14 protein-coding genes are annotated in these 19869 nt (G+C 71.7%); 8 read left to right on the top strand and 6 right to left on the bottom strand.

The window, feature by feature from the left end; genetic code table 11:
• Positions 1–127: 127 nt before the first annotated feature.
• Positions 128–1123: a LacI family DNA-binding transcriptional regulator gene (locus tag JKV81_RS34635; protein WP_164992741.1), complete on the bottom strand. Its 996-nt coding sequence runs from the start codon at positions 1121–1123 to the stop codon at positions 128–130.
• Between the two features lie 184 nt (positions 1124–1307).
• Positions 1308–2210 (bottom strand): helix-turn-helix transcriptional regulator, encoded by a 903-nt coding sequence (locus JKV81_RS34630; protein ID WP_129266703.1) that lies wholly within the window; start codon positions 2208–2210, stop codon positions 1308–1310.
• Positions 2211–2401: 191 nt separating this feature from the next.
• Here JKV81_RS34630 and JKV81_RS34625 point away from each other — a divergent pair, with 191 nt between their 5' ends.
• From JKV81_RS34625 to JKV81_RS34610, 4 genes are all read left to right on the top strand, one after another.
• On the top strand, positions 2402–3241 hold the full coding sequence (locus tag JKV81_RS34625) for an SDR family oxidoreductase (protein ID WP_129266702.1): 840 nt from the start codon (positions 2402–2404) through the stop codon (positions 3239–3241).
• A 325-nt stretch (positions 3242–3566) separates the two neighbouring features.
• Positions 3567–5354, top strand: coding sequence for a hypothetical protein (locus JKV81_RS34620; RefSeq protein WP_129266701.1), 1788 nt, complete (start codon positions 3567–3569; stop codon positions 5352–5354).
• Positions 5355–5384: 30 nt separating this feature from the next.
• Complete coding sequence (locus tag JKV81_RS34615; RefSeq protein ID WP_129266700.1) at positions 5385–6260, top strand: hypothetical protein; 876 nt, start codon at positions 5385–5387, stop codon at positions 6258–6260.
• A gap of 170 nt (positions 6261–6430) precedes the next feature.
• A complete protein-coding gene (locus JKV81_RS34610; RefSeq protein WP_129266699.1) occupies positions 6431–7252 on the top strand; it encodes an APH(3'') family aminoglycoside O-phosphotransferase in 822 nt (273 codons plus the stop codon).
• Positions 7253–7380: 128 nt separating this feature from the next.
• On the opposite strand, the gene JKV81_RS34605 is transcribed toward JKV81_RS34610, so the two are convergent.
• Positions 7381–8028, bottom strand: coding sequence for a response regulator transcription factor (locus JKV81_RS34605; RefSeq protein ID WP_129266698.1), 648 nt, complete (start codon positions 8026–8028; stop codon positions 7381–7383).
• Positions 8013–9272: a sensor histidine kinase gene (locus tag JKV81_RS34600; protein ID WP_202079567.1), complete on the bottom strand. Its 1260-nt coding sequence runs from the start codon at positions 9270–9272 to the stop codon at positions 8013–8015. The genes JKV81_RS34605 and JKV81_RS34600 overlap by 16 nt, the downstream gene beginning before the upstream one ends.
• A gap of 151 nt (positions 9273–9423) precedes the next feature.
• On the opposite strand from JKV81_RS34600, the gene JKV81_RS34595 reads away from it, so the two are divergent.
• Entirely contained in the window at positions 9424–9864 is a 441-nt protein-coding gene (locus JKV81_RS34595; RefSeq protein WP_129267216.1) for a hypothetical protein, read from the top strand.
• 105 nt (positions 9865–9969) lie between these two features.
• Here JKV81_RS34595 and JKV81_RS34590 read toward each other — a convergent pair whose 3' ends face one another.
• Together JKV81_RS34590 and JKV81_RS34585 are read right to left on the bottom strand one after the other, a co-directional pair.
• Positions 9970–11436, bottom strand: coding sequence for an MFS transporter (locus tag JKV81_RS34590; RefSeq protein WP_202079565.1), 1467 nt, complete (start codon positions 11434–11436; stop codon positions 9970–9972).
• Between the two features lie 50 nt (positions 11437–11486).
• Positions 11487–12140: a TetR/AcrR family transcriptional regulator gene (locus JKV81_RS34585; RefSeq protein ID WP_202079563.1), complete on the bottom strand. Its 654-nt coding sequence runs from the start codon at positions 12138–12140 to the stop codon at positions 11487–11489.
• Between the two features lie 446 nt (positions 12141–12586).
• On the opposite strand from JKV81_RS34585, the gene JKV81_RS34580 reads away from it, so the two are divergent.
• The 3 genes from JKV81_RS34580 to JKV81_RS34570 are packed head-to-tail and all read left to right on the top strand — an operon-like array spanning position 12587 to position 19868.
• Positions 12587–13447, top strand: a complete 861-nt coding sequence (locus JKV81_RS34580) for a DUF4132 domain-containing protein (RefSeq protein WP_202079561.1) — start codon at positions 12587–12589, stop codon at positions 13445–13447.
• Positions 13444–18642, top strand: a complete 5199-nt coding sequence (locus tag JKV81_RS34575) for a hypothetical protein (protein WP_202079559.1) — start codon at positions 13444–13446, stop codon at positions 18640–18642. The genes JKV81_RS34580 and JKV81_RS34575 overlap by 4 nt, the downstream gene beginning before the upstream one ends.
• Positions 18639–19868, top strand: a complete 1230-nt coding sequence (locus JKV81_RS34570; RefSeq protein ID WP_202079557.1) for an ATP-binding protein — start codon at positions 18639–18641, stop codon at positions 19866–19868. Before JKV81_RS34575 ends, JKV81_RS34570 begins: the two co-directional genes overlap by 4 nt.
• Position 19869: the final 1 nt, after the last annotated feature.

The raw sequence follows: 19869 nt of genomic DNA, 5'->3' as shown, positions 1-19869 counted from the left end.
CGGGCGGCGGGTCCCGTAGCTCGTGCCGGCGCCGGCACGACGGGCTCAGGTGTTCAGGCGGCCGTTGCCGGCGGCTGAGGACGTGTCGGTGCGTCTCCGGCGGGTGGCGCGGCGGCTGCCGGTGCGCTCAACCGTCGGCTCTCACCGCGCGGTCGGTGAAGGTGGTCGCGATCCGCTGACCCACTGCCGGGCGGCCGGCGAGGAGATCGATCAGTCCGCGTACACCCAGCTGGCCGATCGCCGAGGCGTCGTTACGGACCGCGCTGATGGGCGGTGAGGCGAACTCGAACCAGTCGAGGTCGTCGAAGGAGACGACCTCGATGCGGGCCGCCTGCTCTGCGCCGAGCCGCTCGCGCAGCGCGCGCACCGCGCCCAGGGTGGTCTGGCCGTTCGCGCCGAACACGGCGGTGAACGGCACACCGCGGTCGATGACGCGCCCCATGGCCTGGGCAGCACCGCCGGCCAGGAAGTCACCGGCGTCGAGCAGCCGGTCGTCGGTGCTGACACCATGGGCGGCCCGGCCGGCGACATAGGCGGCGCGGCGCTCCGCGCCGGTGGAGATCGTGGGGGGTCCGCCGATGAACGCGACATCGCGGTGGCCCCGGCGTTCGAGCCAGGAAAGCACCTGCTGCACGCCCTGCGCGTTGTCCGTGCCGTACAGCGGTGCGTCGACGCCCTCCACCGTCCGGTTCAGGAAGACCAGCGGCACCCCCGAGGCGAGTGTGCTGGTGAGCTGAGGCGAGACGTTCTCCTGGGGCGAGAACAGCAGGCCGTCGACGCGCTGCCCGGCGAAGGTCCGCAGGTACGCATCGGCCTGCTCGGCGTCCTCGTTGGCGTTGGCCAGCAGCACGGTGAAGCCGTGCCGGCGGGCCTCCTGCTCGGCCGCGTGAGCCAACTCGGAGAAGAACGGGTTACGGATGTCCGAGACCAGCAGCCCCAGTACATCGGTCCGAGCCCGCCGCAGGGACCGGGCCGGCCCGTGGGCGACGTATCCGAGCTCTGTGGCAGCGGCGAGCACCCGGGCCCGGGAGTCGGCGGAGGTCTGGCTGCTGCCGCTCAGTACCCGTGACGCGGTCCCCAGCGCGACCCCTGCCTTGGCAGCGACGTCCTTGATCGTGGCCATCGCCCCACCTCCTTGTGGAAACGTTTCCATGCGTCCTATGACGTAAAGCTTTCACACGGTGGGGTGAGGAGGCAAGGGTCGTGACCAGCTTCGCTCGGTCACGGCCTGGACGGATCCGGACCGTCCTGGGCGGCTTGACCGCGGACGTGCCCGGCTACGCCGTGACGACCGGATCGGGTTCGTGTCAGCCGCGCGCCCGCGGGGCTGGCGCGGTGACGCTTCCGGTATCGGCTGCCGTCCCGTCCCATCGGGCCAGCAGGCGCAGGGAGGTCTCGGAGGGGCTGCCGGGTTCGGTGCCGTAGACGAAGAGGGTCTGGGCGGGGTCGTCCCCGGGAGTGAGGGCCTGGTAGGTGACGGTGAGGTCGCCGACGAGCGGGTGGTGGTAGTCCTTGGTGCCGATCGTGCGCCGGTGGACCTTGTTCTCCGACCAGAAGCGGCGGAACTCCTTGCTGTGTATGGACAGGTCACCGACCAGGGCACTCAGTGCGGGGTCGTCGGGGTGGCGGCCCGCATCGAGGCGGAGCATGGCTGCGGTGTCCGCAGCGACGCGGGGCCAGTCCCGGTACAGCTCGCGCGCATGCGGGTCGAGGAAGACGAAGCGGGCCTGGTTCCGCTCGGCTGCGGGGAGCGCGCGGAAGTCGGTGATCAGGCGTCCGGCGAGCTGGTTGTGGGCCAGCACGTCGAGCCGCCGCCCGAGGACGAAGCTGGGGCGGCAGGTCTGCTGGAGGGTGTCCAGCAGGTCCCAGGTGGCCCGGTGGATCTTCTGGGGGCGGGGCCGTCGACGCCGTACGGGCCGGGGCCGGGCCAGTGTGTGCAGGTGGCTGCGCTCGGCGTCGTCCAGGTGCAGGGCGCCGGCGAGCGCGTCGAGGACCTCCGCCGAGGCGCTGCGGCTGCGGCCCTGTTCGAGGCGCGTGTAGTAGTCCACGCTCACACCGGCCAGCCGGGCGAGCTCCTCCCGGCGCAGGCCGGACACCCGGCGTCGGCCCAGGCCGGGGTCGTCGAGCCCGGCCTCCTGCGGGGTGAGGCGGGAGCGGGCGGAGCGGAGGAACTCCGCCATGGGTGCGCTGTCGGGGTGCTCACGGTCCATCCGTCCAGCCTCGCGCAGTCGCCGAGGATCCGACAGCGCGGAGGGTGGCCCACTTTGTCCCCCGACCGGGCGGGCCCTTTTACGGCCTCTTCGGCCTCTCCGGATCCGGTTCAGTGGAAGCCGGGCCCCGCCGCCGGATGGGCGGCCGGGGCACTGTCCGAACAGACAACGTGGAGGTACCTCATGTCGACATGTCGACGTGGTTCGTCACCGGCGCATCCCGCGGACTGGGTCTGGAGATCGCACGGGCCGCACTCCGGGGCGGCGACACAGTCGTGGCGGCCGCCCGCAACCCCCAGAAGCTGCCGGAGGACCTGCGCCGCTCCGACCGGGTCCTCGGCGTCGCTGCCGATGTCACCCGGAGCGAGGAGATCACTGATGCCGTCGACAGGGCCGTGCAACGCTTCGGCGGCATCGACGTCCTCGTCAACAACGCGGGCCGTGGCCTGCTCGGAGCGCTGGAGGAGATCACCGACGCCGAAGCACGCTCCCTGTTCGACCTCAACGTCTTCGGGCTGATCAACATGACGCGCGCCGTCCTGCCCGTCATGCGGGCAGCCGGAGGCGGCAAGATCGTGCACATCGGCTCCCGCTCGGGGTTCGAGGGGGAGCCCGGGGTGAGCATGTACAGCGCCTCGAAGTTCGCGGTGGCCGGCATCGGCGAGGCGCTCGCGGCAGAGCTGGAGCCGTTCGGGATCCAGAGCATGGTCGTGGAGCCAGGTGTCTTCCGCACCGACTTCCTCGACACCAGTTCGCTGTCGACCGCGGCCCGGCGCATCCCCGCCTACGACGGCACACCGGCCCACACCACTCTCGACTGGATCGGCACGGCCAACCACACCCAGCTCGGTGACCCGGTCAAGGGAGCCGCCCTGATCCACGAGGTCACCAGTGGGGAGAAGCTCCCCGGGCATCTGGCTCTCGGCCGTGACGCGATCGAACGCCGGCTGGTCACGATCCGCAGCCTCCAGGACGACCTCGCGGCCTGGCAGGACAGGTCCGCCGCCACCGCCTGCGACGACGCGGCCTGACCGTCAGAGGCCGTTGCCCTCATCGCCGCGCTTCCCCAGCACGTCAACATCAGCGAGCTGACCGTCCTGCCCACGGCCCGCCCGTACAGCACGGACGCAGGCCGTGCCCTGACCGGCGTGGCCTGGGGCGGGCCAGGTCCGGCTCACACACCTGCTTGCCGAGTCGAGTGGAGTCGGGGTGCGGGCGAGAGCGCCGTATGGCCCCATGTGCGCGCATATCAGGCGACTTGCGGTGTCTGCGCTCTACTGTCGCTCCAGACTGTTCTGTTGCGAATCGTCCTGGTCGAACTGGTATTGCTCCGCGCGGCTGCGCCGAGGAGGTCTTGTGATCGACTACTACGCCCACGTTGCCGTTCTGGAGCAGTTGCGCGCCCAGGTCCCGGTGGCCGGGGGCGGTGCGGGCCCCGCCGAACTCGCCCAGCTGCAGGAGTTCGCCGACGCGGCGGCCGCCGAGGAGGGGGCCGCCCTGGTCGGGCTGTTCACCGACCACGTGCTCACGCATGCGTCCGCGGACGGCACCGAGGCCGACCTGCTCGAAAGAGCGGGGGACCTGTGGAAGACAGGGATGGACCTCTACGAAGGCATCGGCGAGGTCCGCCAGGAGGTCGAGAAGGCCCTGCAGACGCCCGACGAGCCGGATGCGGCGGACTCCTTCAACCAGGCCATGGCGCGCATGGTCGTCCTGCTCCGGAAGGCCAAGAAGCTCTCGGCGGGCGTCCGGCAGCTGCGCAAGGACCTGCGCCCGCTGAAGCACCTCCCGCCGCATCCGCGCCAGGCCGGCCTTCCGCTGTCCGACTGGGGATACGGTGACGTTTTCCTGGCACGCCGACAGGACGCCTTCACCCGCACCGTGTTCTCCCGAGCCGGCGGAGACCCCACCGCCCGTGCGCTGGCGTTCGGCGTACTGGCCTCCTACGCGGGAAACGTCACCGGCTCCGCCTACCTCGGACAGGGAGTCGGCGGACCTCGCCGCAGCCATCGCTTCCGCAACCGCCTGGCCCGTAACGCCGTGGGAAGCTGGTGCGCCAGGCACTACACCGTGGCGAAGCCCCGTGAGCTGGCGGACAAGCTGCGCCCCCTGGTGCCCGCCCCGGGCGATGCCACGCCGTCCGCTGTGGCACAGGTCCTCGCCCAGGCTCTCTCGGAGACGTACGACCCGGCACTCACCCCGCCACTGCCGGACATCGACCTCGGGCTGCGCCGCACACTGCGACAACTCGAGCTGTACGACGTCATCCGTCGGCCTCCGCTGCCCAGGCCGGTTGTCGCATCCATCGCGGTCCGTCTGCACACGACGGCGGGCGGCGGTCTGCCGGAGACGTACGACGACCAGGGTTTCGAGTATCCCCATTCCGACCAGGGCGCGGCTCCGGGCACGGTCGACGAGGTCTCGGGTGCCGACACCACGGGCCAGGCCGGCGACAACGGCGGCGGCTGCCCCTGGTGGGCCTACACCATCATCGGCACTCTGGTCTTCCTGATGTGCCTCGGTATCTCGTGCATCGTCGGGCTCGTCGCCAGCGGAAGCTGCAAGGAGGGGGTCTCGGACTTCTTCGACGGACTCAGCGGTGACGACGAACCGGAGCAGCCCACGTCAGTCACGGGGGACGCCCTGGTCGCGGTCGCCGCCTCCCCGGCGGGGCCACAGATCGCACAGCGCCTGTTCGAGATGCACACCGGCCTGTGGCAGGCAGCCGACGAAGCCTTCAACTACCTGGCCCTGGTCGGTCTGGTCCCGCCGGACGACCTCCTGCTCACCTCGCCGCTCCACAGGCAGTTCCTCTCCTTGCCCGTACGCGAGCTCTACCCCCTGAGGGAAGAGCCGGCGGCGGAGAAGACGTACGCGTTCGATCCGGTCACCGCCCATGAGAACCCGCCCACGCGCCCCTCCCCGTACCCGCCGGGCGCCGACCCGTCGGTGTTCGTCGAGGGGGCAGCACCCGAGCAGGCGCTGAACCTGCTGCTCCAGATCCTCCGTGGGGAGCAGCGGTCCGAGAACCTCGATGCCGACGCCGACCGCGGGTATCGCCACCGCTGCTGGACCACGGACCCGTACGGCTCCGTGCACGACGACCCCGTGCCCGTGCAGGTGCTCGCCTACCACGAGACGTAAGCGACGAGACGTTCACGCAGGAGCCGAACCATGAACCAGCCGCAGGAACCCGGTGAGCCGCACGGCCCGTCGACGCCGAGCACACTCCTGGTCATCCCGTACTTCGACGGTGACCGCGGGCTGCCGGACCGTCCGCTGACCGGCGTCTTCTACTACTGCCCGTCGATCGTGGTGAGCGGGACCCCCAGCCGCTTCGAATTCACACCGGGTCAGCCCATGGACGTCACGGTCGACGTCGTGAACCACGGTGCCGGTACGTCGGTCGCAGCCACGAGCGTGGTGGTGTGGTGGGCGGAGCCCACGACAGGATTCGCCACGCTGAACTGGTTCGGGCAGGAGGTGGTCGCCGTTCCCTCGCACGGTGCCTATGTCGCCCGCACCCGGCCGATCACCGGAACCATCCCGGCCGGCGCACCGAACCACGTGTGCCTTCTGGCCCGGGCGACCGCCCTGTCGTCCTCGCTCCCTCCCGACACCACGCCCGACCCCATCAACGAACCGCACTGGGCCCAGTTCAACCTGATGGCCCACACCGTCGCACCGGGCGAGACAGGCTTCGCCTTCAGCTGGCTGGCCGGCAACCCGGGAAGGACCGGCGCCCGGTACGAGTTGAGGGTCCGCCCGGCCGACGCGGACGCGCTGGGGAGGCTCACCGAGGTTCTGGAGGCCCGACCGTCGGCCATGCCCGACATGGCTCTGACCATCGAGGAGGGCGACGGGCCTCGCCTGGTCATCGACCTGGACGGCGGCGAGCAACGGCGGGTGCACCTGCGGGGCGATCTGACGGAAGGGCTGGAGCCTGGAACGTTCACGGCTGTCGAGATCGCCCAGTTCGACGTCACGGACGACCCTGAGGGCGTCCCCGTGGGAGCCATCGGTCTCCTTCTCCGCCCAGGGAGCGACTGACGGGAGCCGGCGACGGCGACGGTGTCGGTGTGGGGCGCGGTCGTGCGGATGCCGGCCGGATGCTCCGATCCGCGTGGTGCCGTCCGGGCCCGGGCAAGCGCACGCCTCCCCGGTGCTGCCGGCTGACCCGGCCGCACCGACCGGGCCACCGGGCTGGCTAGGCTGGTCGCATGCGCGATCGTCGCGGAACTCAGGCCGTATCGCCGGTGCTGCTCGGCGTGGATGACAGCGGCTGGGTGCCTGTCACCGCGGGGGAGTCGGGAGCCACGGTCTTGCGCAGCGCGGACGCCACGCGGTATGCCAAGTGCGTGCCCGCGGCGGATGCGGCCGAGCTGGAGGCCGAACGCGACCGGGTCGTGTGGCTGAGCGGGCAGGGTGTACCTGGTCCCCAGTTGCTCCACTGGCAGTCCGGTGACGCCGGAGCCTGTCTGGTGACGGGCGCTGTCTCCGGCATCCCCGCTGATCAGGTGCCTGCTGGCGACCTCCGGGTCGCCTGGGACCACATCGCGGACGCCGTCCGCCGACTGCACGGGACACCCGTGCCACTGTGCCCCTTCCGCCGAGGGCTGGACGCCATGGTCGCCGTGGCGCGCGACGTCGTGGCCCGTGATGCTGTCAACGCCGAGTTCCTCCCCGTCGACCAACAGCACACGCTCACCACGGAGTTGCTGGGACGCCTCACCCGGCAGGTCCCCCAGCGACTGGAGCAGGAAGCCGCAGACATGGTCGTCTGCCACGGGGACCTGTGCCTGCCGAACATCATCCTCGACCCGCAGACCCTGGAGGTGTCGGGCTTCATCGACCTGGGCCGCCTCGGCCTGGCCGACCGCTACGCCGACCTGGCACTACTGCTCGCCAACGCGCGGGAGACATGGACGGGCGAGGAACAGGCCCGGGCTGCGGACACGGCCTTCGCCGAGAGGTACGGCATCGACCTCGACCACGACCGCCTGCGCTTCTACCTTCATCTCGATCCGCTCACCTGGGGCTGACCGATTTCCCGGGGATCATCGGGCTGACCAGGGGCGGTGCAGCGGGGCGAGCTTGCGACCGTGCCGCAGGCGGCCGGTGCCGGAGCTGGGCCATGTGTGATCGCCGACCGCGGTGGAGCCGAGGGGGCTCACGGGTTGTTCAGGTAGGCGAGGACGGCGAGGACGCGGCGGTGATTGGTGTCGTCATCGGTGATGCCGAGCTTGCCGAACATGGAGGTCGTGTACTTGCTGATGGAGCTTTCGCTGAGGAAGAGGCGCCGGCCGATGGCCTGATTGGACAGTCCTTCGGCCATGAGGCCGAGCACGGAGCGTTCGCGCTCGGTGAGCCGTTCGAGCCGCCGGTTCGAGGACCCGCTGGACAGCAACTTGGCGATGACGGCTGGGTCCATGGCGGTCCCGCCACCGGCGACCCGTTCCAGGGCGTCGAGGAACTGATCGGCGTCGAAGACGCTCTCCTTGAGCACATAGCCGATGCCACCGGCGCCGTCGGCCAGGAGCTCACGGGCGTAGAGCTGCTCGACGTACTGGGAGAGAATGAGGACCGGCAGTCCCGGCAGTTCGCAGCGGGCGGCGAGAGCGGCGCGCAGGCCCTCATCCGACCGGGTCGGCGGCATGCGTACGTCGATGACGGCGACGTCCGGCCGCCACCTCAGCAGTGCCTCGAGCGTTTCGGGTCCGGTGGCTGCCGTCGCCACCACCTGGTGTCCGTACGCTTCGATGAGGCGGACCATGCCGTCACGCAGGAGATAGAGGTCTTCGGCTACGACGATTCGCATGGCACCATCATCCTCACCCGGGTCGGGCCGCCGGCCGGGCTGGTGATCTCCAGGGTGCCGTCGAAGGCCGCGAGCCGGTGACGCAGCCCCGCAAGCCCGCCGTCGGTTGGCACCCCGGCTCCGCCGCGGCCGTCGTCCTCGACCTCGATGACGATTCCTGCGTCGTCCTGGGTGATGGAGATCCGGGCCAGTGCCGCACGGGCGTGCTTGACCGCGTTGGCCAGCAGTTCGGCGACGGCGAAGTACAGGGCAGACTCGACCGGCGGGTCCAGGCGGAGCTGAAGGTCGGCGCTGACTGCCGTTTCGAGCGGGCTGTCCAGGGCGAGAGCGCGGACGGCGTCGATGAGCCCGCGGTCGTTCAGCACGGGCGGGTTGATTCCCTGGACCAGTTCGCGGAGCTCGGTCAGTGAAGCGGTGGCACCGGCCCGCGCTTCGCGCATCAGCGTCCTGGCCCGGGCAGGATCGGTCTCCATCAGCTTCTCCGCCGTTGCCAGGGAGAGCCCGAGCCCGACCAGGCGGGCCTGTGCCCCATCGTGCAGGTCCCGTTCGATGCGGCGGATCTCGGCGGCCTGGGCGACCGTCGCGTCCGCGCGCTGGGCGGTGAGTTCGTCCACCCGGTCCGCCAACGCCATGGCGCGTGACGGGCGCAGGAAGCGGACGGCCACCGGCTCGAGACACCGCCAGGCGTACGGCGCACCGGCGAAGGCCACCACCAGGCCGAGCGCCCCGACGATGCGAACCGCGGACTCCGGCCGACCGATCCCGAGGACTGCCGCCGCCACCCCGGCCGGCGGGAGGGAAGCGACCCCGCCCGCGGTGAGCGGTGCGATGACCGTGAACCTCAGGTCGCGCCAGTTGGCGGGATCCCTCCACCGGACGCGCCACTTCTGGTCCAGGAGGGCGTCGCGGCGGGTGCGCTCGTAACCGAAGCCGTTCCACCAGTACCCGGTGGACATCCGCGTCACCGACCCGGCCTCCCGGTATCCGGCGGGGATGACGGTGGCCATCCATTCCGCCACGAGGAAGCGGACCATCCGGCAGACCGGACGGGACAGAGCGAGCGTGCCCCCGCACACCAGCACGACGGGCGCGACCCACGACCACGGGTTTCCCGCCCCCCACCGGATCCCCAACGCCACGGCGGCTGCCCACAAGGCCGGGGCCGACATGCAGACGGCCGCCACGACGCACGCCCGTATCCACCCCACGCCGGCGCGCGCCAGCCACGAACCCAGCGGTCTCATGTTTCGTCCTTCGCTTGCCGGTCTGTGCTTCCACTGTGCACTGCGCGGAGCCCGCTACCGCCCTGGTCGGTCAGGGAGTAGGGCTGGCCCCACCCAGTCGTGCGTCCAGACGGATACCGCGCCTGTCGAGCGCTTCGTAGCGTCGGTGAGCATGGAATCGAACATTCACCCCCCGTCCTCGGCCGCCCACCACGCCGCTCCTCACGCCCGGCGAGCCTTCAGCACGGCGAGGAGCGGCATCAAGGTCTGCGGCGCACTCGGCGCCGCCGCTCTCCTGGCAGTCATCGTGGTGGCGAGCAGCGGTCATACGGTGAACTCGTTCATGTGGGTCCGGGCAGTTCTGCTGCCTGTGGTCGCCGTGCTGATCCACCGGCTGACCGTGTCCGCTTCCCGGGGATCCCGACGGGCTTTCGAGCGCGTGAGTGCCCTGGTGGTGATCATGCCGATCGCGATCATCGGTGTCGACCTGATCCCGGGTGTCTGCCCTCCGTGGTACGCGGTGATGCAAGTCGTGTGCATGCTGCCTGTCATTCGCGTCGCGTTCGTCATCCGGGGCTCCGCACTGCGCGGCGCCTTCCCCAAGTCGCTTTGAAACGGATGGACTTCGCTCGTAGTGCCGTGGAAGAGATCGCCCCCTCGATATGCTCGACATGAACGACACCGCTACCGGTGAGCGAGCGGCCGCGGTGTCAGCCGGTCACCTGACGCTTCGCTCCGGTTCGGCACCGGCGTGGATGCCGTGAGTGTCCGGGGTGGTCGTGCGAGGTCCTGTGCTGCGGGGCGACTGCGTCGGTAGCAGCGATGCCGGCAGCAGGGCCAGGGCGGCGAGTCCCGCGAGGACCATCAGGGTGGGGGTCGTCGCCGACGCCGACATTTCCGGGGTCATGCCCGCCGCCTGGGCGGCGACGGCCGACGGTCTCGGCGTCATCATGCCGGCGGCTATGGCGATTCCCAGGGCCGGGCCTACGTTCATAGCCGTCTGCTTGAGTCCACCGATCACCCCGGCGTATCCGGGCGGCGCCTCACCCACGACGGTTGCCGTGGCGGTGACCATGACGGTGGCGAAGCCCACGCCGAGGGCGGCGAAGGCGAAGGCCGTGCCGGTCACCGCCCACGTTCCGACCGAGGCGGGCTGGTACAGGCCGCCGGTGCCAAGATCGCCGGTGCCAAGACCGCTTACCGCAAGACCTCCAATGCCGAGGATGACGAGGACCGCACCGACGATCGCGGTACGGCGTGGGCTGTACCTGCGCAGCGCGGCGCCGGCGACAGGCGCGCCGAGGACCATGAGCGCCGTCAGCGGGAGCGCGCTCAGGCCACTGGCAAGGGGGTCGAGCCCACGTATGTCTTGGAGGGAGAAGGTGGCCACGAACAGTGCGCCGAACATGCCGCCAGTGGTGACCAGCAGGATCGTCACCGATGCCGCCACCGGTACGGATCGTGCCACTGCCGGGGCCACGAGCGGGTGCTCGGTGCGGCGTTCGTGCCCGACGAACGCCACGGTGACGCCCGCCGCTGCGACAAGGCCGGTCCATGTCGGCGCGGTGGTCCACCCGTGGGCCGGTATGCCGGACAGGGTGTGCACCAGGACCGCGAGCGCAGTTGCGAGCAAGGCCGCGCCGGTGAGGTTGAGTCGCTGGGCCCCGGTACGTGAGGGCGCCGGTGCCCACACGGCGAGGGTGAGGGCGGCGATCGCGAGCGCAACGGGGACGTTGATCCAGAACACCGCACGCCAGCCCAGGTGCGCGACGAGAACGCCCCCGAGCACCGGGCCGGCCGCCGCGGCCACCCCGATCGCGCTGGTACGGAAGGCGACCGGCGTGCCGAGCCGATCCGCCGGGTACGCCAGCCTCAGAAGCGCGAGTGTCGCCGGCTGGAGGAGTGCACCGAACAGGCCTTGGGCGGCGCGTAGGGCAATCACCCACCCGGCGCCGGGAGCGAGCGCGACACCGGCTGAGGCCGCCGCGAAGCCGAGCACACCGGTGAACAGCATCCGCGAGTGCCCGTACCGGTCGCCCAAGCGCCCGGCGGTGACGAGAAGCGCGGCCACGGCGAGCAGGTAGGCGGTACTGGTCCATTGGACCTGCTTCATGCTCGCATCGAGGTCACGCTGCAGGCTGGGCTGCGCCACCATGAGCACCGTGCCGTCCAATGCGACGATCATTGCGCCGGTCACACTGGCCAGGAGTGCGAGCCGCCGCCGTAATGTCGCGGTCACGACGTCACCGGGCCGAGATGTGCGTCCAGGACCGCCGCGACGAGCTGGTCGAGATGGCTGTCGTCAGACGCTCCGCCGGGTGGTACGGCGTTGAGGGCGAGCTGGAGGCTGCCCCAGGCCCACAGTTGGGCGAGGCCGTGGAGGTTGGACCAGAGGGCGGCTGCCGTCACGGCCGGCGGCGGGGGATCGCTCGGTGCACCGGGGCGGCGCTCGGCAGCCTGTTCCGTCCGCAGCCGGACGACGAGTTCGACCATGAGCTCGAACATGGGCAGAGTCGAATCGCGGAGCTGTGACTGGTCCGGCGGATGTTTCTCGCTGTCGAGCAGGTCATGCCGGAACATCAGCTCGAACATGCCGCGGTGCTCCAGCGCGTACCTGACATGCGCCCGCCCGATCCCCTGCAACTGGGCGCGTGCCGACATCGCGCTGTCGGTCGCGGCCGCGAACCGGACCTCGAGGTCGGTGAAACCGCGGCGGGCGATCGCGGAGAGCAGGGAGTGATGAGTAGGGAAGTACCGACGCGGAGCCCCGTGTGACACCCCCGCCCGGCGGGCGATCTCACGCAGTCCGAGCGAGGTCGTTCCGTCGGTCATCACGAGGTCCACCCCGACGTCGATCAACCGTTCCCTGAGAGAGTTCTCGCGTTCCATAGACAGTGTCTACCATGATTGAGTAGACAGTGTCTATGGTTTCTGGGATCTTGGTGAGGGGAGCCGCGACGTCCGATGGAACCCCGACTTTCGGGGCCCGTTGGCAGCGCGAATCCAACAGATCCGTCGGTGATTGGCGACCGGGCTCACGACGGCCTCGACCGAGAGGCGGCCGACCGCCCGCCAGAACGTCGTCCTTCACCGAGGCCGGGATCGACGGGCCCGCCCCCACCCTGTTCGTGGAGGCCGGTGGCTCCACCCGTGCCCGCGCCCGAAGTTCGGCGACCTGCCTGCTGCGTGCCGGTACGACCAGGCGCACGGACGCCGAACTCATTGTCAGTGGCTACACCTAGAGTTCCTCTCAATCGTCACGGTGCGTCGCCGTCGATGGGTCTCATCAGCGTGCCGCCAGACCGGCACGTCCGGAACAACGGGGAGAACAGCGCATGGGGTGGGTGCAGGCGGGCGACTACGAAGTCGCCCTGGAGGCGGGCAAGGTGGTGGCCCGCAACGGAAAGGGCCGGCGGCTGAAGTCCGTTCCGGCCAAGCTGAAGGACGATCCGGCGGTCGTCGGGCTCCGGCAGCTGACCGAGTGGCTGGAGCGGCACGAACGCCGGTGCCTGACCGACGTCGAGCAGTGGATGGTGCGTTCGCTGCCCGTCCCCACGGCTGTTCTCGCCCAGGTCTGGCCCGACCCGGCGTGGCAGGCGGCCCTGCGGGACGTGGTGGTGACCGGCGCGGACGGCGGGGTCGCCGGGTTCCTGCGCGATGTCGACCCCGCGCGCGGTCTCGGCCTCGTCGACCTGGACGGAGACACGGTCCGCATCACCCCTGACGTCGTCCGAGTGCCTCACCCCGTCCTTCTCGACGACCTCGACGAGCTGAGGGAGTTCGCGGTCGAACTCGGGATGCGCCAGAACGTGGAGCAGCTGTTCCGCGAGGTGTGGCATCGGCCGCAGGGCCTCGCCCCGGACTCCACGTCCGTCGACGACTACGCCGGCGGGGTCTTCAAGGAACTGCGTTTCCTGCACGGCCGTGTCACCCAGCTGGGGTATCGCTCGCGCGGCGGGTACGCGGTCTGCCCCGTCGTCGAGGACGGCGCCACCGCCGAGGCGCGCATCTGGATCGGCGAGCACGACGGATACGACGAGTACGGCACGGAGACGGGCCCCCTGGGCTGGACCGACCCCGCGGGGCGTGCGTTGAAGGCGGCCGAGGTCGGACCCGTCACCTGGTCCGAGGGCATGCGCATGGCGGCGGCGCTGTATGCCGGCCGCGACGTGGAGGACGAGGAGCGGGCGGCATGAACACCACGACGACGAATGCGACGACGGCGAACACGAACGTGAACACGACTGCACCAGGCACGACCGAAGCAGGCACGACGCCGGCGGGAACGGTGTCCCTCCCCGCCCAGAACTCGGGCAAGGGTGCCGCCGGCCCCGCCACCGAGGCCCGCGCGGCCGCCCTGCTGGACGCGGGCGCGATCCTCCCCGCCGGCATCAGCGACCGGGACGACGCCGACGCGCTGACCGCCCGCACCTATACGCACACCGCCCTCGGCGACCGACCCGTGGTCCGGCTCGTGCCCGGCACGCTCGGCGAAGCCGAGGATCTGGCCCTGGAGTTCCTCGGGCTGGCCCGGAGCGCGGAGACCCCCGTCGTGGGCCAGGTGCGCCGCGAAACGCTGGGCTTCCCGGCCTGGGCCCTGGTCAACGACCCGGCCAACGGGCACCACGCCCTGGCCCTGGTCAAGGACATCGAGCGGCTGGGCCGCCAGGCCAAGGGCCGCGCGGGAGCGGCCAAGGAAGGCTTCGACGCCCTCGGCACCCGGCTCGGCCGGGCCGTGCCCCATTTCCTCCCCACCTACTACGAGCAGGTGGCCCGACTCTTCCTCCAGGCGGAGAACACCAGCTACGCCGCCTCCTTCTTCGGCAAGGCCCGTGAGGCCGAGCGGGTGCACGGGCTGGTCGTGGACGAGGACCGGCAGCGAGCGGTCTTCCTGGAGTTCGCCTTCGCCGGGGCGCTGACCGTCAAGGCCCTGCGGCAGTACGTACGCGACCTGGTGGCCCGGCTCGAACCGGCGGACGCCTGGGTGCAGTTCCGTCGCCTGCTGGTCGAGCGCTGCGGTGCGGGCATGCCCCCCTACGCGGCACTGCCGCAGGATGTGCGCGCGCTGGTCAAGGCCGCCGGACTGGACCGCGAGACCGCCGAACGCGAGCTGATGGCCGACCTGATCGGTTCCCCGGGAATCGTCCGCGCTCCCGCCTCGTTCTGGACCGCCTACCGCCCCGCACTCGTCACCCTCGCCCGAGGGGAGGCGGCCGTACGTGCCCGGCTCCTCGCCTTCTTCCCGGAGACCTTCAGCGAGAGCGCCCGGGACACCGAGGGCGAGCACGGCTGGCTCGCACTGCTGACCGAATCCGGTGCCGAGGACCTGCTGACCGCCCTTCCGGACGCCGACTCCGTCGCCCCCAGTGACCTCTCCGTCTCCCCGGCCGACTGGCTGTCCCGCTGGGAGGCCCACCGCAGGCGTAACAGCGCCACGCCGGGCCGCAGCCCGCAGACCCTCGACCTGGCCGCCCGGATGGCGAACCGGCTGCGCGCCGACGGGCGCCCCGTCGAGCTGTTCCAGGGCCGCTGGCTGCGCACCGCCGACCTGGATCTCCTCGACCTCTGCCTGGCCTCCGGCATCCCCGTCGCCGAGCCGGACGACCAGGGCAAGGGCACCTCGCAGGGCCCCGCCGTCGCGCTCGGCTCCTGGCTCACCGACACCGCGCCCGGAGAGCGGGACCTCACGGCTGTCGCCGAACAGCCGGTCTTCCGCGCCCTGCTGAGCCGGACCGTCGGTGACCTCGGCAGCGGACACGGTCAGCGGCTGGGCGAGACCGGCATGGCGAAACTGGCCGCGCATCCGGTGCTGTCCGGGATTCTGAGGGAATGGCTGACCGCCTGCGCCGAGGAGTACACGGCATCCCAAGGGCTCCCCGGACTGAGGAGGGCCCTCAACAAGCTCTCGGCATACCGCTCCGTGGTCGCGGAGGTCGCCCCCGAGGCCGTGCGGATCCTCGAGGACCACGACGTCGTCCCGCTGCTCGCCTCGACCCTGCGCACCGGCGTCCTCGACGAACTGGGCTGGCCCGCACTGGACGAGACGTACGCCGAACTGTCCGAGGAGGCGGCCGCGGCGCGTCAGCGGCGTAACCGGTCGGAGGGCGTCGGCATCACCGGCGCCTGGCCCGCGCTCATCCTCAACACCCTCGAACGGGCCGTCGTCGTCGGCCCGGAAGGCGTCCTGCTGCGGCACACCCTGAGGCTGCCGGCCACCGTCGACCACTGGCGGACACTCGCCTTCCGTTACGTCGACGGGGAGTTGCTGGTCATCTGGTGGGAGGACGGGAAGCAGCGCGGCTACTGGTCGCACCGCCCCGCCGATGTGTTCACCGTCGGAGGCGAGCAGATCCCTCGCTGGGGTGCTTCCAGCCCCTCCGACGACGTCTGCGTGCCCCTGCCCGGCGGTGGCCGCGCCACCGGTGGCAAGGCCCTGCACGCGGGCGACACCTCCCTTCCGCCGCAGCGCGCCGTTCTCTCCGACGGCACCGGTCACTGGCGGGACGGCCACCAGGGCACGGCGCGGGTCTGGCTGGAGTACGACCCGGCCAGCGGGACGCACGGACGAGCCTCCCTGCCCGCCTTCCTCCACTCCGGGGTGCAGGACGGCACCCGGCTGCTCACCGAACACTGCCAGGTGCTGCCCCTCCAGCCCGGTCTCGAAGGCACCCCGTTCGGCACGGACGGCACGGTCCTCGGCCGCTGGGTCCGCCGCACCGCCACCGAGCCGGGCATGCCCGCTCCCGCGGACGGGCACCGGATCGTCGCGGGTACCCCCGACGGCCACACCGTGACCCTGACACCCCACGGTGGCTCCCTGGTGCCGCTCGGTGCCCTCACCCTGCCCGGCGGATCACGCCCCGTCATGGCCCTCGCCGGACGGTCCGTCGAGGCTCATCCGGCGGACACACCGGGCGCAGGCGGAAGCTTGTGGTCCGTCACCCCCGGCTCCGTGAGGGACTGCGACGCCGCAGGCACCCCCTACGTCCCTCCCGTCACCTACTGGCACGCCATGCGCCCCAGGGACGAGCGGGGCTCCATCGCCCTGCGGAACCTGACCGATTCCCGGGCTGCAGAGCTCTTCGAGGAGGTCGCCACCGCGGTCGCCCGGCACCTGGAGGCCTTCCGGGCCGTGGAGGACTACACCGGGCCCTCGTCGCACGAACTGAGCCGGGAAGCCGTCGCCCGGGTGCTGCCCGAGGTGACCGACGCGCGGCTCCTCGACGGCGTCACCGCACTCGTCCACGACGCGGTGGACAGGGCCGTCGCGGCCGCCCGTTACCTGGACCCGCCTCAGCCCGTCACCCCCCGGAACACCGCGCACACCCAGGACATGTTCTCCGACCGTTCGCCCGAGCACGCCGACGACGTGACCCTGCTGCACGCCACCGTCTGGGGTTCCGAGCGGATGCACAACGGCTGGTGGGGAACGGAGAGCCGCTGGACCGTGGTCCGGCAGATCCTCGCCGTCAATCACGTCCTCGGTGGCGAGCCTGCCTTCGGCCTGCCCGTACCCTCCAAGGTTCCGTTCGCCCCCGTGGACGGCTGGCAGCGGGACGAGTACACCGTCCCCGGTCAGCACCTGAACTGGACCTCCCTGCTCGACAAGCTGCCGGAACTGGCCTACCGGGCCGCCTCGGCGACCACCTCGCCCGAACACCGCGCAGGTCTCGTCGTCCTGCTCGACACGCTCGCCGAGGGCCCGCTGGCGGACCCGGCAGGCACGGTCCGGCTGGTGGAGCTCATCGAGCCGTGCGGCGGAACGCCCGGGCAGGGACGCATCGAGGTCGTCCACCGGCTCGGCCAGGTGCTGCGCAAGGGTCCCCGCACCGTCGTGGTCCTCGCCGAGCGCGGCCGGAACTCCCGTAACGACGCGGCACGCTGGCTGGCTGTGGACCACGATCCCACCGGCGCCTTCGGTCCTGTTCCCGGCTTCACCCTGGACCACGAGCGCTTCCACCAGGGCATCACCCGCAGCCGGCTCCACCGGCTCACCGCACTGGTACGTGAGCAGGGCCCGGCGCCCTGGCGCCCCGAGGCCGTCGAGGCCTTCCACGCGGCGACCGGGATCGGGCCGCTCCAGTCCGCCGCCCTGGTGTCGGCCGCCGTGGACGAGCCGGGCGCCGAGGCGCTCGGACTGCTCGGGGCGAAGACCCGCGCCTTCGAGGCGGCCCAGGCCAGGCTGAACGCCCTGCCCCGTGCCGACTGCCACGCCCTGTTCCAGGCGCTCTTGCCCGCCGACCCGGCCGAGCTGTGGTCCACGGGCCCGGACATCCAGGCCGCCGCCGAGGTCTGGCAGCAGCGCCTGGCCTCCCTCGTCCGCGTCCCCGAGGAACTGGATCTCGACCTGTCGGGCACCACCCCCGGCGCCGTCGACCTGATCCTCAACTCGGCCTCCCGTACATGGCTGGGCCACGGGTCCCCGGTCGAGGACGGCACCGGCCGGCCCGGTCTGCGCCGGGTCGGTGCGTACGGCTCGTTCTCCTCCGCGGTGACCGCGCTGCGGACCCTCGCCTACACCCTGCCGTACGGCCACCCCCTGCGGGCGCACCTGCCCGTGGGGCTGGCGGCCCTGCGCCGTACCCTCGCCGACCCGGACCTGGTGCTGGACCTCGGGCTGGACTGGACCGAGGCGGGCGGCTCGATCGGCGCCGTGGTCCGGGCCGCCCACCAGCTTCCGGAGACCGGCGGCGCGGGGCCCGACGGACTGGTCCGGGCCGGTACGGCGCTGCTCCTTGCAGCCGGTCACGGCAGCAACGAGAAACTCCTGATCCGCCCGGCCGGCCTGGAAGGCTCCGAGGACCCGGCGTTCGGCCTGGTCGAGGGGACCGTCGCGCAGTACCGGATGGGTGAAGTCCGCGCCCTGCGCACCCTGCTGGGCAAGGAGATCGACGCCCTGGTCTCGGCGGGCGCGCCCGACGGCGCACCGCCCCACCCGGTCCAGGACCCGACGCGCACCGTGCCCGACCTTGTGGCCGAGGCCGCCGGGGCCCTCGGCCTGAGCGTCGACGCCGCCGCCCTGTATCTGATGCTGCTCGCCCTGCCGGACCCGACGGACCGCAACTGCGCCCGCTGGACCGAGTGGAAGCCCGCACGGATCAAGAAGGCCCGGGCGGAGCTCGGCGCCACCGACCTCGTACTGGAGGCCAAGCGCTCCCGCGCCGGCCGCACCCTGTTCCTCCCCTGCGGCTGGCTCGAACGCGGCGCGCCCGGCCTGCCGCTGGAGACCTGGAAGGAACGGCTCTACCCCGTGGAAGGTGCCACCCGGACCCTGCCGGACATCCCCGTGCCCGAGCTGTTCGCCACGGCCTGGACACGGGCCCGGGGCGGCGACGCCCCCGCCTTCGAAGAACTGGACACCCGCGCACCCCAGAAGGACCGCCGCCGATGACGAGCGACACCACGACCGCCCCTGAGAGCACCGGCGGGATCCCGGACCAGGCGACGCCCCCTGCCGGTGGTTCCGGCCGGGCGGACCGCCAGGTCACCCCGCCGGAGGACCGGTACGGCACGGAGCTGGCCTTCCTCGCCGCCCACGACCCGGGGCCGCGCCCGCCCGGCTGGCTGCTCACCCCGCGCGCGGTCGTCACCTTCGTGATGGGCAGCGCGGGCGAGCCGCTCGGCCTGCCGAAGTCCGCGCAGCCCGGTGCCGGCGTACCGCGCCGCCTTGTGATCGAGCAGAAGTTCGTCGGCGAACGCGCCCTGGTCGAACGCTGCGTGGTCACCCTCGCCGGGGAGCGCGGACTGCTGTTGGTGGGCGAACCCGGCACCGCCAAGTCCATGCTCTCCGAGCTCCTGTCGGCCGCCGTCTGCGGAACCAGCGGGCTCACCGTGCAGGGCACCGCGGGCACCACCGAGGACCAGCTCAAGTACGGCTGGAACTACGCCCTGCTGCTCGCCCAAGGCCCCACCGAGGAAGCCCTGGTGCCCTCCCCGGTGCTCACCGCCATGACCCGGGGCGCCGTCGCCCGTGTCGAGGAGGTCACGCGTTGCCTGCCCGAGGTCCAGGACGCGCTCGTGTCCCTGCTGTCCGAACGGCGGATCGCGGTGCCCGAGCTCGCGGGAAGCCGGAGCGCCCAGGTGCACGCGGCCCCCGGATTCACCCTGATCGCCACCGCCAACCTGCGGGACAAGGGTGTCTCGGAGATGTCAGCCGCGCTGAAGCGCCGCTTCAACTTCGAGACGGTGGGCCCGATCGGGGATGTGGACGCCGAGACCGCGCTCGTACGGCGCCAGTCGCGAGCCGCCGTCGAACGGGCGGGCGCCGCCTACCAGGTGGACGACGCGGTCCTCGAAGCCCTCGTCACCGCTTTCCGGGACCTGCGTGACGGCCGCTCCGTGGAGGGCTGGGAGGTCGAACGCCCCTCCACGGTGATGAGCACGGCGGAGGCGGTCTCCGTCGCGGGCTCCCTGGCCCTGGCCACCGCCTACTTCCCCGGCGACCGGGACGTGCTCTCGCTCCTGCCCGGCCATCTCCTCGGCGTCGTACGCAAGGACGATCCCGCCGACGCGGCACGGCTGCTGGGGTACTGGGACGGTCCGGTACGCAGGCGCGCGGAGCAGGGGTCGGCCACCTGGCGTGCCCTGTGGGAGCTTCGCGCGGTACTGGAGAGCTGAC

The sequence above is a fragment of the Streptomyces silvae genome (assembly GCF_016745505.1).
Classification (GTDB): domain Bacteria; phylum Actinomycetota; class Actinomycetes; order Streptomycetales; family Streptomycetaceae; genus Streptomyces; species Streptomyces silvae.
The sequence above is the reverse complement of the archived record's forward strand: the minus strand, read 5'-3'. Positions and strand labels throughout refer to the sequence as shown.

Coding starts and splice junctions, on each gene's coding strand:
- JKV81_RS34575 (WP_202079559.1), top strand. CDS start 13,444: ATGAACACCACGACGACGAATGCGACGACGGCGAACACGAACGTGAAC.
- JKV81_RS34585 (WP_202079563.1), bottom strand. CDS start 12,140: ATGGAACGCGAGAACTCTCTCAGGGAACGGTTGATCGACGTCGGGGTG.
- JKV81_RS34590 (WP_202079565.1), bottom strand. CDS start 11,436: ATGATCGTCGCATTGGACGGCACGGTGCTCATGGTGGCGCAGCCCAGC.
- JKV81_RS34570 (WP_202079557.1), top strand. CDS start 18,639: ATGACGAGCGACACCACGACCGCCCCTGAGAGCACCGGCGGGATCCCG.
- JKV81_RS34605 (WP_129266698.1), bottom strand. CDS start 8,028: ATGCGAATCGTCGTAGCCGAAGACCTCTATCTCCTGCGTGACGGCATG.
- JKV81_RS34580 (WP_202079561.1), top strand. CDS start 12,587: ATGGGGTGGGTGCAGGCGGGCGACTACGAAGTCGCCCTGGAGGCGGGC.
- JKV81_RS34595 (WP_129267216.1), top strand. CDS start 9,424: ATGGAATCGAACATTCACCCCCCGTCCTCGGCCGCCCACCACGCCGCT.
- JKV81_RS34615 (WP_129266700.1), top strand. CDS start 5,385: ATGAACCAGCCGCAGGAACCCGGTGAGCCGCACGGCCCGTCGACGCCG.
- JKV81_RS34610 (WP_129266699.1), top strand. CDS start 6,431: ATGCGCGATCGTCGCGGAACTCAGGCCGTATCGCCGGTGCTGCTCGGC.
- JKV81_RS34630 (WP_129266703.1), bottom strand. CDS start 2,210: ATGGACCGTGAGCACCCCGACAGCGCACCCATGGCGGAGTTCCTCCGC.
- JKV81_RS34600 (WP_202079567.1), bottom strand. CDS start 9,272: ATGAGACCGCTGGGTTCGTGGCTGGCGCGCGCCGGCGTGGGGTGGATA.
- JKV81_RS34625 (WP_129266702.1), top strand. CDS start 2,402: ATGTCGACGTGGTTCGTCACCGGCGCATCCCGCGGACTGGGTCTGGAG.
- JKV81_RS34635 (WP_164992741.1), bottom strand. CDS start 1,123: ATGGCCACGATCAAGGACGTCGCTGCCAAGGCAGGGGTCGCGCTGGGG.